This window comes from Nocardia sp. NPDC060255 (assembly GCF_042727395.1).
Classification (GTDB): Bacteria; Actinomycetota; Actinomycetes; order Mycobacteriales; family Mycobacteriaceae; genus Nocardia.
Genome location: NZ_JBHXAU010000036.1, coordinates 64,719 through 79,996 on the forward strand (window position 1 = coordinate 64,719; position 15,278 = coordinate 79,996).

The 15,278-nt window shown below is 67.6% G+C and carries 18 protein-coding genes; 11 read left to right on the forward strand and 7 right to left on the reverse strand.

Going from position 1 to position 15,278, the window contains the following annotated elements; genetic code table 11:
- Positions 1–15: 15 nt before the first annotated feature.
- Complete coding sequence (locus tag ACFWF1_RS40270; protein ID WP_379285568.1) at positions 16–873, reverse strand: hypothetical protein; 858 nt, start codon at positions 871–873, stop codon at positions 16–18.
- A gap of 366 nt (positions 874–1,239) precedes the next feature.
- On the opposite strand from ACFWF1_RS40270, the gene ACFWF1_RS40275 reads away from it, so the two are divergent.
- The 5 genes from ACFWF1_RS40275 to ACFWF1_RS40295 all read left to right on the forward strand — a co-directional run bounded on the left by ACFWF1_RS40275 (position 1,240) and on the right by ACFWF1_RS40295 (position 6,251).
- Positions 1,240–3,018, forward strand: coding sequence for a DEAD/DEAH box helicase (locus ACFWF1_RS40275; RefSeq protein WP_379285570.1), 1,779 nt, complete (start codon positions 1,240–1,242; stop codon positions 3,016–3,018).
- A gap of 27 nt (positions 3,019–3,045) precedes the next feature.
- Positions 3,046–4,281: a PQQ-binding-like beta-propeller repeat protein gene (locus tag ACFWF1_RS40280; RefSeq protein ID WP_379285571.1), complete on the forward strand. Its 1,236-nt coding sequence runs from the start codon at positions 3,046–3,048 to the stop codon at positions 4,279–4,281.
- 125 nt (positions 4,282–4,406) lie between these two features.
- Positions 4,407–5,018, forward strand: a complete 612-nt coding sequence (locus ACFWF1_RS40285) for an acid phosphatase (protein ID WP_379285572.1) — start codon at positions 4,407–4,409, stop codon at positions 5,016–5,018.
- Positions 5,015–5,500, forward strand: coding sequence for a GNAT family N-acetyltransferase (locus ACFWF1_RS40290; RefSeq protein ID WP_379285573.1), 486 nt, complete (start codon positions 5,015–5,017; stop codon positions 5,498–5,500). The genes ACFWF1_RS40285 and ACFWF1_RS40290 overlap by 4 nt, the downstream gene beginning before the upstream one ends.
- 10 nt (positions 5,501–5,510) lie before the next feature.
- Positions 5,511–6,251 carry an endonuclease V gene (locus ACFWF1_RS40295; RefSeq protein WP_379285575.1) on the forward strand — a complete coding sequence of 247 codons (741 nt, stop codon included), beginning with the start codon at positions 5,511–5,513 and terminating at the stop codon, positions 6,249–6,251.
- On the opposite strand, the gene ACFWF1_RS40300 is transcribed toward ACFWF1_RS40295, so the two are convergent.
- Entirely contained in the window at positions 6,224–6,652 is a 429-nt protein-coding gene (locus ACFWF1_RS40300) for a hypothetical protein (RefSeq protein WP_379285577.1), read from the reverse strand. The two genes, ACFWF1_RS40295 and ACFWF1_RS40300, sit on opposite strands and share 28 nt — an antisense overlap.
- A gap of 96 nt (positions 6,653–6,748) precedes the next feature.
- Between ACFWF1_RS40300 and ACFWF1_RS40305 the strand changes: the two genes are divergently transcribed.
- Together ACFWF1_RS40305 and ACFWF1_RS40310 are read left to right on the forward strand one after the other, a co-directional pair.
- Positions 6,749–7,693 carry a diacylglycerol/lipid kinase family protein gene (locus ACFWF1_RS40305; RefSeq protein ID WP_379285578.1) on the forward strand — a complete coding sequence of 315 codons (945 nt, stop codon included), beginning with the start codon at positions 6,749–6,751 and terminating at the stop codon, positions 7,691–7,693.
- Positions 7,694–7,945: 252 nt separating this feature from the next.
- On the forward strand, positions 7,946–8,200 hold the full coding sequence (locus tag ACFWF1_RS40310) for a WhiB family transcriptional regulator (RefSeq protein WP_011211115.1): 255 nt from the start codon (positions 7,946–7,948) through the stop codon (positions 8,198–8,200).
- Between the two features lie 116 nt (positions 8,201–8,316).
- Here ACFWF1_RS40310 and ACFWF1_RS40315 read toward each other — a convergent pair whose 3' ends face one another.
- Together ACFWF1_RS40315 and ACFWF1_RS40320 are read right to left on the reverse strand one after the other, a co-directional pair.
- A complete protein-coding gene (locus ACFWF1_RS40315; protein WP_357380762.1) occupies positions 8,317–9,831 on the reverse strand; it encodes a histidine kinase N-terminal domain-containing protein in 1,515 nt (504 codons plus the stop codon).
- Between the two features lie 21 nt (positions 9,832–9,852).
- Complete coding sequence (locus ACFWF1_RS40320; protein WP_357380764.1) at positions 9,853–10,068, reverse strand: biotin/lipoyl-binding carrier protein; 216 nt, start codon at positions 10,066–10,068, stop codon at positions 9,853–9,855.
- Positions 10,069–10,206: 138 nt separating this feature from the next.
- Here ACFWF1_RS40320 and ACFWF1_RS40325 point away from each other — a divergent pair, with 138 nt between their 5' ends.
- Positions 10,207–10,281 carry a 50S ribosomal protein bL37 gene (locus ACFWF1_RS40325; protein ID WP_022597109.1) on the forward strand — a complete coding sequence of 25 codons (75 nt, stop codon included), beginning with the start codon at positions 10,207–10,209 and terminating at the stop codon, positions 10,279–10,281.
- Between the two features lie 81 nt (positions 10,282–10,362).
- Here the strand turns inward: ACFWF1_RS40325 and rsrA are convergent, their stop codons facing one another.
- The gene (gene rsrA, locus ACFWF1_RS40330; RefSeq protein ID WP_379285751.1) at positions 10,363–10,632 is read right to left on the reverse strand and encodes a mycothiol system anti-sigma-R factor; all 270 of its coding nucleotides are present in this window, start codon (positions 10,630–10,632) and stop codon (positions 10,363–10,365) included.
- 20 nt (positions 10,633–10,652) lie between these two features.
- A complete protein-coding gene (locus ACFWF1_RS40335; RefSeq protein ID WP_379285579.1) occupies positions 10,653–11,480 on the reverse strand; it encodes a sigma-70 family RNA polymerase sigma factor in 828 nt (275 codons plus the stop codon).
- A 178-nt stretch (positions 11,481–11,658) separates the two neighbouring features.
- Between ACFWF1_RS40335 and ybaK the strand changes: the two genes are divergently transcribed.
- Together ybaK and ACFWF1_RS40345 are read left to right on the forward strand one after the other, a co-directional pair.
- Positions 11,659–12,153, forward strand: a complete 495-nt coding sequence (ybaK, locus tag ACFWF1_RS40340) for a Cys-tRNA(Pro) deacylase (protein ID WP_379285580.1) — start codon at positions 11,659–11,661, stop codon at positions 12,151–12,153.
- 72 nt (positions 12,154–12,225) lie between these two features.
- Positions 12,226–12,531: a hypothetical protein gene (locus tag ACFWF1_RS40345; RefSeq protein ID WP_379285582.1), complete on the forward strand. Its 306-nt coding sequence runs from the start codon at positions 12,226–12,228 to the stop codon at positions 12,529–12,531.
- Between the two features lie 27 nt (positions 12,532–12,558).
- On the opposite strand, the gene ACFWF1_RS40350 is transcribed toward ACFWF1_RS40345, so the two are convergent.
- On the reverse strand, positions 12,559–13,338 hold the full coding sequence (locus ACFWF1_RS40350; RefSeq protein ID WP_379285583.1) for an SOS response-associated peptidase: 780 nt from the start codon (positions 13,336–13,338) through the stop codon (positions 12,559–12,561).
- 209 nt (positions 13,339–13,547) lie between these two features.
- Between ACFWF1_RS40350 and ACFWF1_RS40355 the strand changes: the two genes are divergently transcribed.
- Positions 13,548–15,056, forward strand: coding sequence for an aldehyde dehydrogenase family protein (locus ACFWF1_RS40355; protein ID WP_379285584.1), 1,509 nt, complete (start codon positions 13,548–13,550; stop codon positions 15,054–15,056).
- Positions 15,057–15,278 lie beyond the last annotated feature (222 nt).

The following is a 15,278-nucleotide window of genomic DNA, read 5'->3' on the forward strand; positions in this document are numbered from 1 at the left end:
AAGTCGGCTTTGCGGCTACCGCTTGCCCATCGCGAGCGGATTCGCCGCGGGCACGATGGCCGCGTGCACCCGGTCGGCCAGCGGCGCGAGCGAGTTCGTCAACTCGGTGACCGAGTCGGCGGACAGCACCGCGAGCGCGCCGTTCCATGCGGCGTCATCGGTGCTCGCCTCGACCCGCCCGAGCAGGTCGGCACCGCTGCCGGTCAGCGCCGGGCTGACCGGCTCCCCCTCGACCACTCCCCTGGCCCGCAATTCGTCGAACGCGTCCGCCCACTCCTGTTCGGACACCCCGCGTGCCGCGCGCAGCACCGATTCCGCCGCCTTGCCCGCCGCGGCCTGCATGACCATCGCCTGACGCCCGGTCAGGCCGTGCGTGACCAGCGCGGCCACGTGTCCGTCGCCGCGATGCTCCCGCAACGCGGTGGTCAGCTGCCAGAGCGCGCCCACCGGGTCCGCGGCCAGCGGCAGCGCCGCGTTCGCCGCGAAGAGCGGTCTGCCGGTCGGGTCGGCGTGTTCCAGCACCGGCGCGAGCAGCGAGACCGCACGGGCACACTCCGCCGTACCCGCGCCGAGACCACGCAGCAGCGCGGCGGAAAGGTCGAGCCTGACCTCGAGGCATTGCTCGGGTGTGGCCCGCGACCAGGCCCCCGGCAGCGCTTTGCGCACCATTTCCGGATGAAAACCGGCGAAGACCGCCTGCACTGTGGCGGGGGTCACCGCGCCGAGCGGCGCCGCCCGAAATGCGAAGTAAGTTTGCCAGTAACCGCGCAGACCGATCGCGACTCCTGCCTCCTTGACACCGGTCCCGAAATAGACCACGTCATGTAGTGGCTCGAGAGTCTTCCAGATTTGCCGCGCGGGATGAATTGCCATGTCGCGCAGCGTACGTCGAGGAACAGCCCGGCGATACCGGAGTTCCGCTTCCGAATATTCGACGGCGGCAATTCGAGCCGCGCACAATATCACGCTACAATCGCACCGGACAACGAAAAGTTTCGCTCGATGGAGTTGCCAGATCTGTGCGCGTGCCGCCCCGCGGTACCGACCGATCGGCATACGAGCCGAGGTTTCGTCGTTCAGGAAAATGTGCGCGCACCAGCTCCGCATCACCAGTGCGCCGCGCCGATGTCTCCCGAGGTAGCCGCCCAGCCGCAGCACCCGAAGACATCCGGAGCGTGGCCGGGTGAGTATCACAGGCGGAGACGTGGTCGTCGCGGGCCGACCGGTCCGCCCCACCTCGTGCGCGCGGGACGCGATTACGAGGAAGGCACGAACCTGAGCAAGATCACTGTCGAACAGGAACCCGGGGTCGCGGAGACGCTGTTGACCGCCGAACTGGACGCAACACATACCGCACCCACATTTGCCGAATTGGGCGTTCGCGACGAAATCGTGCGCGCGCTCGACGAGATCGGCATCGAACGTACTTTCGCTATTCAGGAACTCACCCTTCCGTTGGCGCTCGCCGGTGAAGATCTCATCGGCCAGGCCCGTACCGGCATGGGTAAGACCTTCGGTTTCGGCGTGCCGCTGCTGCATCGCATCGCCACCGCCGACACCGGCACCACGCCGCTGGACGGCACGCCGCGGGCGCTGGTCATCGTGCCGACCCGGGAGCTGTGCATCCAGGTCACCTCCGACCTGGAGAACGCGAGCAAGTACCTGACCAACCATCAGGGGCCGCTGAAGGTGGCCTCCATCTACGGTGGCCGTCCCTACGAGTCGCAGATCGCGGCGCTGCGCACCGGCGTCGACGTCGTGGTCGGCACCCCGGGCCGCCTGCTGGACCTGGCGAACCAGAACCATCTGATCCTCGGCAAGGTCGGCGTGCTGGTGCTGGACGAGGCCGACGAGATGCTAGACCTCGGCTTCCTGCCCGATATCGAGCGCATCCTGACCATGGTCCCGGACAAGCGCCAGACCATGCTGTTCTCGGCGACCATGCCGGGCCCGATCATCACCCTGGCCCGCACCTTCCTGAGCCGGCCGACGCACATCCGGGCCGAGGAAGCGCACGAGACGGCGATCCACGAGCGCACCGCGCAGTTCGTCTACCGGGCGCACGCACTGGACAAGAGCGAGCTGGTCGCCAAGATCCTGCAGGCCGAGGGCCGCGGCGCGACGATGATCTTCACCAGGACCAAGCGCACCGCGCAGAAGGTCGCCGACGATCTGGCCGAGCGTGGTTTCTCGGTCGGCGCCGTGCACGGTGACCTCGGTCAGATCGCCCGCGAGAAGGCGCTCAACAAGTTCCGCAAGGGCGGCATCGACGTGCTGGTCGCGACCGACGTCGCGGCGCGTGGCATCGACATCGACGACATCACGCACGTCATCAACTACCAGTGCCCCGAGGACGAGAAGACCTATGTGCACCGGATCGGTCGCACCGGCCGGGCCGGGCGCACCGGTATCGCGGTCACGCTGATCGACTGGGACGAGCTCGGCCGCTGGGCCGGCATCGACAAGGCGCTCGGCCTCGGCATCGCCGAGCCGGTGGAGACCTACTCGCGCTCGCCGCACCTGTTCGCCGAACTCGGCATCCCCGAGGGCGTCACCGGCACGGTCCGCAAGGCCAAGCCCGCGGAGCGCGACGAGGACGCGGTCGTGGTGGAGCGCCCGGCGCGGGCCCCGCGCAAGCGCAACCGCAAGCGCACCGTGCGCGGCCAGCCGATCGACGAGAACGAGACCAACGGGAACGGCGCCACGTCCAACGGCTCCGCGGCCAACGGCGACGCGGACTCGGCGCACAGCAACGGCGCGCACCCGGCCGAGGACGCACCCGCCGACGAGAACGGCGACCAGCCTGCCCGTCGCAGGCGCCGTCGGCGCAAGCCCGCGGGCGAGGGCGACAACGGCGGCGAAACCGCTGCCGCGGCGGCCTCGAACGACAACGGAATCGGTGACGCGGAGTCGGGTGACCAGCCCGCGCGTCGCAGGCGCCGCCGCCGTAAGCCCGCCGGTGAAGGTGTGTCCGAAGACAGTGGTAGCGCGGTAGAGCCCGCCACGGCTTCGGTCTGACCGGCCGGATCCGCTACTCTCGCAACCGTGCTCGCACCCGAGCGGCGAACGCGCGCCGACGTCATCTCCGCTGCCGCGATCGCCGTACTAGTGGTGGTCGCGGCGGTGGTGGTATGGGTGCGCGGCGACGCGAACGGCACCGAGTCGGTGACCGCGAGCTCGCCCGTGCCGACGCCGGCCGCCGCCGACCAACTCCCGACCTCGCTGCGTGAGCTGTGGCATGCGCCCGATACCGCCAGCGGCCGGGCGTTGACCTCGGCGGGCGTCGCGGTCACCGCGGCCGACGGCACGGTCACCGGGCACGATCCGCGCACCGGCCAGGACCTCTGGCATTACCGGCGCGACATGCCGCTCTGCGGGGTGGAGGGCCAGTTCAGCACGGTGGTCGCGGTCTATCGGGACGAGCGCGGCTGCAGCCAGGCCACCCTGCTGGCGGGCGACAGCGGTGCCAGGCGCACCGCGCGCAGCAGCTACATGGACGAGTCCGTAAAGCTGTCTGTCGACGGCACCTATGTGCTCGCGCAGGGGCCGAAGCGGCTGGAGATGTGGCGCTCGGACCTGGTGCGCACCATCGAATACGGGTTCGTCGACGCGCCGGTGAACGTGAAAACCCAACCGCGCAAAGGCTGCACGCTGCTGTCGTCGGGATCGAGCCCGTCCCGCCTCGGCGTGGTCGAGCGCTGCCCCGACGATCCGGCCGACCGGCTGACCATGCTTAATCCCGCGCCGAAGGACAACACGGTGCCCGAGGAGTTCGGCTCGCATGTGTTGACCGGCGCAGGCGCGGACTCGCCCGACGCACGCGTACTCGCGGTGTCGGACAGCAGGATCGTGCTCTACCTGCCCGGTGGCCCGGCCGCCGCGGGCGTGGAAGCGACGGCCCCGCGCCTGGCGGTCTACGACGCGACCGGTAATCCGATTGTGGTGCACCAGCTTTCGGCACCGCTCAGCGACAAGACGGCGACCATCCGGATCGGTTCGGCCTACCTGGTTTTCACCGGCAACAGCGTTATCGCGTTGAACGGCAGCACCTTCGACCCGATCTGGACCGCGGCCAACGCGCTCGGCGCGCCGAGCATGATGGCGGGCAGGCTGCTCATGCCGACCCAGGGCGCCATCGCCGCCCTCGATCCCGCCTCCGGCGCCGAGGTCGGCCGCATCCCGGTGGACCGCCCCGGCTACACCGGCGCGCCCATCTCGCTCGCGGTGCTCGGCACCACCATTCTCGAGCAGCGCGGCACCGAGCTCTACGCCCTCGGCTGACCGCCCTTGCCCGGCATCACGACCTTGCGGGCCACTGGGTCGTGCTCACCCTCGAACAGCCGAGCTGACCGGCGGTACCACCGGCCGGACGGTACGGCTCGCCGCGCGTGCACAATGATGGATCCATGTCCGTACTCGACGATGCCCGACTAGTGCTGCTGCGACACGGCGAGACCAGCTGGTCCACCCAGCGCAAGCACACCGGCCGCACGGACCTGCCGCTCACCGAGCACGGCGAGGCCCAGGCCAGGGCCGCGGGTCCGCTGCTGAGCGCGCTGAAGCTGCGGGATCCGCTGGTACTCACCAGTCCACGCCGCCGCGCGGTGCACACCGCGGAACTGGCCGGCCTCACCGTCACCGCCGTCGACGACGACCTGGCCGAATGGGACTACGGCGACTACGAGGGCCTGACCACCTCCGAGATCCGCGAGACGGCACCGGACTGGACCATCTGGACCGGTGCCGTGCCGGGCGGCGAGTCCGCCGAGGCGGTCCAGGCCAGAGCCGATCGCGTACTCGCCGCGGTCGAACCGCGACTACCCGAACGGGATATCGTGCTCGTCGGGCACGGACACTTCTCCCGGGCATTGATCGCCCGCTGGGCGGAGTTCGACGTGCGGGAGGGCCGCCGGTTCGCCATGTCGACCGGCGCGCTGACCGTGCTCAGCTATGAACACGATGTGCGAACCATCCTGGCGCACAACCTGGTTCCCACCGCTGATGGAGTAACACTGTGACTGCAGAACTACGTCGCGCCGTCCCCGCCGACGTGCCCGGCCTGGTCGGCCTCGTCCACGACCTCGCCGAATACGAGAAGGCCAGCGACCAGTGCACGGTCACCACCGCACAGCTCGACACCGCGCTGTTCGGGCCGGAGCCGAAGGTCTTCGCGCACGTGGTCGAGGACGACGGCGAGCTGGTCGGCTGCGCGATCTGGTTCCTCAACTTCTCCACCTGGAACGGCGTGCACGGCATCTACCTGGAGGACCTCTACGTCAAGCCGGAAACGCGCGGCAAGGGCTACGGCAAGGCGCTGCTCGCCACGCTGGCCAAGGAGGCCGTCGACAACGGCTACGGCAGGCTCGACTGGGCCGTGCTCACCTGGAACAAGCCGTCGATCGATTTCTACGAATCCCTCGGCGCCGCAGCGCAAGACGAGTGGGTCGGCTACCGCCTCACCGGCGAGCCGCTCGGCAAACTGGCGAAGGAAGCGCAGTAGCGCACCGACGATGACTTGGCTCGCACCGTTCGACGAAGACACCTGGCCGACCACCCCGGGCCAAGCCATGGCGATTCAGGACGAAATTCGACCGAAGGTCGAAACAACCGGGCCGACACGGGAATTCCGCACCATCGCCGGACTCGACTGCGCCTACGCCGACACCGGCGCGGTCGCCGCGGCCGTCGTCGTGCTCGACGCGACCACCTTGGAAACCGTCGATTCGGCTGTCGCACATGGCACTACGGAATTCCCGTATCACCCCGGCCTGCTCGCGTTCCGCGAATTACCCACGACCATGCGGGTATTGGCGCAACTCGCTACCGCGCCCGACCTGCTGGTCTGTGACGCACAGGGTTTGGCGCATCCACGGCGCTTCGGCTTCGCCTGCCACATCGGCGTGCTCACCGGCGTACCGACGATCGGCGTCGCCAAATCCGTCTGGGGTGACTACCGCGAACCCGGCCCCGAACGCGGCGCGCACACCGACCTCACCATCGACGGCGACGTGGTCGGCCGCGCCCTGCGCACCAGCACCGGCGTGAAACCCGTCTTCGTCTCGGTCGGTCACCGCATCGACCTCGACACCGCGTGCGCCCAGGTGCTCGCCCTCACGCCGCGCTACCGACTGCCGGAAACCACCCGCCGCGCCGACTCGCTCTGTCGCACGGCGCTGCGTGCCGCCGTGGCCGAAGAAGCCGCGCGGCGGTCAAGCCCCGTTGCTCAGGATTTCTCCGGCTCGCCGGCGTAGTCGTCGGCCATCCACCGGGTGGACGCCGGGGCGAACAGCAGCACCAGGGTGGCGACCACGACGACACCGAGCAGGCTGCCGTAGACCGGCTGATGCGAATCGGTGAGCAACGACCAGGTGACCGGCAGCAGCAGCAACTGAGCGATCAAGGCGATCGCGCGCCCCCAACGCTTTCCGAGCAGCAGCCCGATACCCGCGGCGAGCACCGCACCACCGAGGATGCCGAACCAGGCGGCCGTGCCGTACCCGCTGGCCTTGGACTGATCGTGGCCGAGCAGCCCGCGCACGATCAACACCAGCGCGACGATCACGGCGACGGCACCCTCGAGCGTCACCAGCCCGCCCGCACCACGCACCGTCCTCGGCGCGCCACCGGAAACGTCACCCTTACGTTCAGCCACCCGGCAAGCCTACGACCCGTCGTAGTCGTCGTCGCCGCGACCGTTGCGGTTCAGCGGCTTTTCGGACCGGATGCGGCGGCGATTAGGCTGCGGGACGTGCGGACGCTGCTGATCGTGAATCCGAATGCCACCTCGACCACTCCGGCGACTCGGGACCTGCTGGCGCACGCCCTGGAGAGCCGCACCCAGCTGACCGTCGCGCACACCCAGCATCGCGGCCACGCGGCCGAATTGGCGCAGTGGGCCGCCACCAACGAGATGGACCTGATCGTCGTGCACGGCGGCGACGGGACGGTCAACGAGACCATCAACGGTTTCCTGCCGCTGCCCGAGCTCAACGACGGGCAGGCCTGGCTGCCCCGGCTCGGCGTGATCCCCGGCGGCTCGGCGAACGTGTTCGCGCGGGCGCTGGGCATCTCCCCGGACCCGGTGACCGCTACCAACCAGCTCATCGATCTGCTGACGTTGGACCGGGACCGCCGGATCGGGCTCGGCCTGGCCGATGACCGCTGGTTCTGCTTCAGCGCGGGCGTCGGCCTGGACGCCGACGTGTGCCAGGCGATCGACGAGAGCCGCGCCGACGGGAAGACCGCCACGCCCGCCCGCTACCTTCGAACAACCGTACGACAGTTCTTCCGGGCCAAGCGCAACGAGCCGAGCGTCCGGATCGAGGTCCCCGGGCACGATCCGATCACCGACGTGCATTACGCCTTCGTAACGAACACGACACCCTGGACCTACCTCAACACCACGCCGGTGCACACCAACCCGGGCACAAGGTTCGAGGATGGTCTCGGCGTGTTTGCCGTGCGTTCCATGGCGGTACTGCCTACACTGCTGCTTGCCAGGCAGCTCTTGGCAGTCGACGGAAACCCCAAGTCACGCAATTTGTTTCGCGAAGACAACGTTCCGTCCGTGCGCATCGAGACGAAGGAACCCATCGGTCTGCAAATCGATGGCGACTTTATCGGGAAGCGCAACGTGGTGGATTTCACGGCCGTGCCCGCCGTCTTGGATGTCGTGGCGCCGCGACCAGAGTGATGCACGAAACGCACGAAAATCATCGTGGTAGTGCTGCGAAAACTGGGTAGAGCGAGTACAAAGGACCGGGCAGGTTCCCCTAACGGGGGCCGATAGAGCGTGAGCTTCCCCACGGTGCACCAGATACCTATTGACATCTACGGTGTTCGTGAAAGCATTCACAAGCAACCGTGCGGAAACATTCGAGTCGCACAAGTGAACGATCCACAAACCGTCGGCGCCATTTGCGGCGCCCAGCAAAGGAGCAGAGGAATGGACTGGCGCCACAAGGCCATCTGTCGCGACGAGGACCCCGAACTGTTTTTCCCGGTGGGTAACAGTGGTCCTGCGCTCGCGCAGATTGCCGATGCCAAGCTGGTCTGCGCTCGCTGCCCCGTTACCGCTGACTGCCTGTCCTGGGCCCTGAAGTCCGGACAGGATGCCGGCGTGTGGGGCGGTATGAGTGAAGACGAGCGCCGGGCGCTCAAGCGTCGCAACGCACGCACGCGCACCCGCACCGTCGTCTAGCAGACGATCGGATTTACCGGACCATTCAGCCCCCCGGTCCGGTAAACGCATTTAAGCCCGGCACCCCCAAGGTGCCGGGCTCTCTTGTGTCCCAACGCATATAACGAAACGGCTTACTAACGGCCGGAGCGTCGGCCCAACGGAACCCGCAGTACCGCATCGGTTCCGATGTCCGCACCGGGATGCAGGCCGATCGAACCACCGAGTTCCGCCGTCACCAGCGTGCGCACGATTTGCAGGCCGAGGCGGTCGGAGGATTCCAGGCTGAAACCGGCGGGCAGGCCGCGGCCGTCGTCGCTGATGATCACGTCGAGCCAGCGCGCCGAGCGCTCGGAACGGATTGTCACCGTGCCGTTCTCGCCGGAATCGAAGGCGTGCTCGATCGCGTTCTGCACCAGTTCGGTGAGCACCATCACCAGCGGCGTCGCGCGTTCGGCGGAGAAGACACCGAGCGAACCGGCCCGGCGCACCTTGATCCGCGCGGTGTGCACGGTGGCCACGTCGGCCATGATCGGCAGCAGTCGGTCCACGACCTCGTCGAGATCGACCTCTTCGTCCACCGACATCGACAGCATCTCGTGCACCGACGCGATCGAGGTGACCCTGCGCACCGACTCGGTGAGCGCGACCTGCGCCTCCTCGTTCTCGGTGCGCCGCGCCTGCAGCCGCAGCAGCGCGGCGACGGTCTGCAGGTTGTTCTTCACCCGGTGATGGATCTCCCGGATGGTGGCGTCCTTGCTGAGTAACGCCCGATCTCGCCGTTTGACCTCTGTGACATCGCGCACAAGTACTGCGGCACCGGCCAATTCGCCGTGCGGACGCAGCACCAGGGTGCGCAGCAGCACGGTCGCGCCGCGCGCCTCCACCTCCATCCGGCGGCCGGTGCGCCCGGCCAGCGCGGCCTGGATGTCGCCGACCACCTCTTGGGCGTCGAACGGATCGGTGATCAGCGAACGGGTGAGCACCGCCAGATCCTGACCCGCGAGATCGGCCTGCAAACCCATCCGGTGATAGGCGGACAAGGCATTCGGGCTGGCATAGACGACGATGCCCTCGGTGTCGAGGCGGATGAAGCCGTCACCGGCGCGCGGGCTGGAATGGGTGGCCGCGCGATCCTCGGTGGTCGGGAAGGTGCCGTCGGCGATCATCTGGCACAGGTCGTCGGCGCAAGCGACATAGGCGATTTCGAGCGTGCTGCGCACCCGGGAACGCTGCACATCGGTGTCGCGGCTGAGCACTGCGATGACATCGTCACCGCAGCGCACCGGGATGGCCTCGCGGATCGCGTGCACCGGCGTCGGGTGATAGACGCCCGCGGTTTCCACGTCCCGATCGGCGCGCACGATCTTGCCGGACATCAGCGCCTCGAACACCTGCGGATGATCGGCCTGCAGGGCCAGGGTGCCGACCAGGTCCTCGTGATGCACGGTGGACGCCGTGGTCGGGCGGCATTGCGCGACACACACGATGTCCGCGCCTGCCGCGATCGGTCCCGCACCGACCCACAACTGCAGGTCGGCGAAGGACAGATCGGCGAGCAGCTGCCAATCACCCACCACGCGCTGCAGATGGTCCACGGCGACGCCGGGTAGGTCGGTGTGTTCGGCTAATAGTTCACTCAGCGTGGCCATGAAGATCTACCGCTATCGCTTCTAGGAGATGACTGCGATCAGGTGACCGGCTTTGATGGCATCGCCCTCTTTGACGCCGATCGAGGTCACGGTGCCGCCGACCTCGGCGAGCACCGGGATCTCCATCTTCATCGACTCGAGGATCACCAGGGTGTCGCCCTCTTTGACGGTATCGCCCTCTTTGGCCACGACCTGGTAGACGACCGACACCAGCTCGGCGAGCACTTCCTCAGCCATCTGACACCTCATTCGTTCGGTTGGTTCGCCGCAGGTCACTCGGCGAGTCCGAGCAGCCGAGCCGCACGGCCTGCATCCGCTGAAGGTATAGCCAACCACACGTGAAAGAATGGCCTTCAATCAGAAGGGAGACTACTCATGGGTAAGCGCGGACGTAAGAAGCGTAGTCGCAAGGGCAACGCAGCCAACCACGGCAAGCGGCCAAACGCCTGAGTGAGAGCTCGGCCGAAAAACGCAGAGCGGCACGCACTTCCATCGGAAGGCGTGCCGCTCAGTTGTTTATAGGGTGACCGTCTAGGAGTCGGCGGAGTCGATCTTGGTCTCCACGACCGTGACGGTCCGGCGAATCTCGAAGGTCAATCGCTCGCGCAGAGCGTCCGGCGCACGGTCGCCGCCGCACTTGCGGCTCAGCAGACCCTTGATCTTCTCCTCGACGCCGTAAGCCTCGATGCAGGGCGAGCAATGATCGATGTGGTGCTGCAACCGAGCACGGGTCTCGTCATTGCACTCACCATCGAGCATCAACCAGATATCGGTGAGTACAGCCGTGCAGTCGAGGTCCATGTCCGGGTCCCGCTCGGTGTTCACTGCTTGACCTCCTGGCGTTCCCCCGAACGGTTGAATCCACGTTCGCGCGCCACATCGGCGAGCAAACCCTTGAGCTGCTTGCGACCACGGTGCAGCCGGGACATCACGGTACCGATGGGAGTGCCCATGATGTCGGCGATTTCCTTATATGGGAAGCCTTCGACATCCGCGTAGTACACGGCCATCCGGAATTCCTCCGGCAGCTCCTGCAGCGCGGCCTTGATGTCGTCGTCGGGGAGGGCGTCCAGCGCCTCGACCTCGGCCGAGCGCAGACCCTGCGAGGTGTGCTCGGCGGTAGCGGCGAGCTGCCAGTCGGTGATCTCGTCGGTCGGGTACTGCGCGGGCTGGCGCTGCTTCTTGCGGTAGGAGTTGATGTAGGTGTTGGTCAGGATCCGGTACAGCCAGGCGCGCAGGTTGGTGCCCTCTTTGAAGGACTTGAACCCTTGGAACGCCTTGACGTAGGTCTCCTGCACCAGGTCCTCGGCGTCGGCCGGGTTCCTGGTCATCCGCAGCGCGGCACCGTAGAGCTGGTCGAGCAGCGGGAGCGCGTCCCGCTCGAAGCGCTGGGCCAGCTCGGTTTCGTCCACCGCGACACCGTCGGCTACCACGTCGGTGCTTGCTTCGCGGCCCTCACTGGTCTCCGCGTTGACACGCTCCGCTGCCGCCTCCGGGCCCGTCGCTCGCGCCGCATGGTCGCTCGTCACACCTGTCCCTTCGATTGCCGTACCTGCCAAATCTACCGGCACTGGCAATTCGTAGGGGAATCCGGCTTCCGTCGGTGACGCCATCGTCGCGATCGGACGCTCGTCGAGCAGCACAGGCACCGACATCTCCTTCACGTCATTTACGGGCTGATCAGTGGCGACGGCCGGGTTTTCGTCCCGTCCGAGCGCTCTGTACTCGCTTCCAACATGCGGGACACGTCCTCTGTTCCCGCAGCGACACACCAGCACCCGAAAACCCGTTGCGGACCGGGCAGGTCTCGTCGTTAAGGTTTCCGCCATGGCAGGAGCCTCGACACCGGCGATCCGGACGCTCACCCAGGCCAAGATCACCCATCGGGTGCACGCGTACAAGCACGATCCGCGCGCCGATTCCTATGGCACCGAGGCGGTGGACGCGCTCGCCGATGAGCTGGGTGTGACGGCGGCCCAGGTCTTCAAGACGCTGGTGCTCGAATTGGCGAACGGCTCGCTCGCCGTCGCGGTGCTGCCGGTGCCGAATACGTTGTCGCTCAAGGCCGCTGCGGCCGCACTCGGCGTGGCGAAGGCGAGCATGGCCGACAAGGCGAAGGCCGAACGGACGACCGGATATGTGCTCGGCGGCATCTCCCCGCTCGGTCAGCGCAAGCTGTTGCCGACCGTGGTGGACGACTCGGCACTGAGCTGGGAGCGCATCCTGTGCAGCGCCGGCCGACGCGGACTGGAGATCGAGGTGGCGCCCGCCGACCTGATCCGGCTGACCTCGGCGGTGACCGCCACTGTGAGGAGCGGGTAATTCACTTGATTCGACACAATCTGTGCGTCAATGAACACGCCAGATTCGTCCGACTCGAGGATGTGATGCGAAATGCCCGCGCACCAGCGTGTCCGCACCGTGATCGTCGCCCTGCTCGGCACCTTCGCCTTGGCCGCCGGCGCGCTCGCGCTGACGGCCCCGACCGCCGTCGCCGCACCGACCCAGGTGGACTTCCCGTTCGACGGCCTCGGCAAGGACGACGCCCCGAGCACACCGAACACGCCCAAGCCGGACGAGCAGAGCAAGAAGGCCGAGAAGCTCGGTGGCACGGTGACCACCCAGGTCATCGATCTGGCCACCGACATCGTCAAGTGCGGGCTCAACATCGCGAGCCCGGCCGTGAAGTGTTCGCTCTGACGTAGTCGAGCGCGCGAAGCCGGGCGATCAGAGCAAGCTGATCTGCCCGGCTTCTTCGTCTGCCGACAGCCGCTCGAGCAGTTCCGGCCCGTTGTTCTTCACGCTGTTGACCAGCGACGGCACCGGCCGCGCCACGATCCCGGCGATCGCCGCCTCGCTCGGCGTCTCCAGCAGTTCGGCCGGCGCCGGGTGGTCCGGGTCCAGCCAGGCGTCCCAGTGCTCCTGCGGCATGGGCAGCGGCATGCGGTCGTGGATGCGGGTCAGGTCGCCGACCGCGTCGGTGGTCAGGATGGTGCAGGACAGCAGCGGCTCGCTCTCCTCCAAGGACTTGTCCCGCCACACCGACCACAATCCGGCCATGTAGAGCCGGGAGCCGTCGGCCTGCGCCATGAAGAAGGGCTTCTTGACCGCCTTACCCTTGGCTCCGGTGTCCGGCTCGACGACCCACTCGTACCAGCCGTCCATCGGGATCAGGCAGCGCCGGTATTTCACCGCGTCACGGAACGAGGGCGTGGTCGCAGCCTTGTCGGCGCGGGCGTTGAACAGCGGCTTGCCCTTCACCGGCACGCCGGGCTCGGCGGCTTTTGTCCACAGCGGGATCAGGCCCCAGCGCATCCGCCGCAGGCGCAGTTTGGGCTCGTCGTCTTTGTGGCCGTGCTCGTGCCGCTCCACCACGGTGAGGATCTGCGTCGTCGGCGCGACGTTGTAGTTGGTGAAAGTGCCTGCCGTGCTTTCGGTTTCATCGATCGCATCCAGCTCGACCGCGAGCCGGCCGGGGTCTGTCGTGGTCGCATATCGTCCGCACATATCCCGATACTCCCACCCACCACCGACAATCTCATGGACAATTGAGTCATAGCTGGTGACCAGTTGAGAGTTTTGACCTACCATTCTCTCAGAGGGTGGTAGGTCAGTCGTGCCCGTCCACTGACGCTTGCGCACCGACCGGCCACCGCCAGGAGCCACCGGGATCGACGTCGTCCCGAGCACCCACCCGGCAAGAGGAGAAACTCATCGTGACATCCACCGACACCAAACCGGCCGACCACGACACGGTGCTCACGTCGGTCAATCCCGCGACGGGCGCGGTGCTCGGCACCCATCCGATCGCGGACGAGGCCGCGGTGCTCGCGGCCGTGGCGAAGGCGCGCACGGCCGCCGCCACCTGGGGCGCGTTGAGCTACGACGAGCGCAAGACGCACCTGCTGCGCTGGTCGAGCCAGTTGGTCAAGGATTCCGACGAGTTCTGCAAGCTGATCCACGAGGAGAACGGCAAGCCGCTCGACGACGCCTTCCTCGAATTGATGCTCGCGCTCGAGCACATCGCCTGGGCGGCCAAGAACGCCAAGAAGGTGCTCTCGCCCAAGAAGGTCTCCCCCGGCGCGTTCATGTCGAACTTCGCCGCCAGGGTCGAGCAGCGCCCGCTCGGCGTCGTCGGCGTGATCGGCCCGTGGAACTACCCGGTCTACACCCCCAACGGCTCCATCGGTTACGCGCTCGCTGCGGGCAACACCGTGGTGTTCAAGCCGAGCGAATTCTCCACCAGCATCGGCAATTTCCTGTCCGACGCGTTCGCCAAGGCCAACCCGGAGCTGCCCGAGGGCGTGTTCATCACCGTCAACGGTTACGGCGCGACCGGTGCGGCGCTGGTCAAGGCGGGCGTCGACAAGCTCGCGTTCACCGGCTCCACCGCGACCGGCAAGCGGATCATGGCCGCCGCCGCCGAGAACCTCACCCCGGTGCTGCTCGAATGCGGCGGCAAGGACGCGGTGATCGTCGCGGGTGACGCGGACGTGAAGGCCGCCGCCGACGCGGTCGCCTGGGGCGCCACCGCCAACAGCGGGCAGACCTGCGCGGGCGTGGAGCGGGTGTACGTCGACCGGTCGGTGCGCGACGAGTTCGTCGCCGAGGTGAAGAAGATCCTGGAGAAGGTCGGGCCCGGCTCGGGCGCCGACGCCGCGTACGGCCCGATGACCATGCCCAGCCAGGTCGATATCGTGCGCCGCCACATCGAGTCCGCGCTGAAGAACGGCGGCACCGCGGTGCTCGGCGGCCCGGAATCGGTGAAGGCGCCGTTCATCGAGCCGGTGGTGCTGGTCGACGTGGACGAGAAGTCCGAGGCGGTGCAGGAGGAAACCTTCGGCCCGACGGTCACCATCCGCACCGTCGACGGCGTCGACGAGGCGGTCGAGCTGGCCAACAGCTCCAAGTACGGGCTGTCCTCGGCGGTGTACTCGAAGAAGAACGGCCTGGAGATCGCGCGCAGGCTGCACGTCGGGGCCACCTCGGTGAACTCGGTGCTGGCCTTCGCCGCCATCCCCGGCCTGCCGTTCGGCGGCGTCGGCGACTCCGGCATCGGCCGCATCCACGGCGAGCCGGGGCTGCGCGAATTCGCCCGCCCGCACTCGATCGCGGTGCAGCGCTTCGCGATTCCCGGCATGGCGCTGCTCAGCTACTCGCGCACCCAGTCCACCATGAAGCTGCTGCGCAGGCTGGTTCCGTTCATTCACGGACGGCACAAGTAGTGAATCGCTTGCACGAGAACGCCGTAGTGGTCGAGTTGGAATCCAGACGATCCCGCCTGCTCGACCACCACGGAGCGAGCTCGACGAGCGACCCGTTCGCGGCCGTCTCGCGTCCGAGCGGTCGAAGCGCCGAAGCCGCCCGCCCGGGGGGAGGACCCCCGCGCCCCCGAACAAAGGGGCCCCCAACCCCCCCCCGCGCCCCCCGCCCCAAAAAAAAACCCA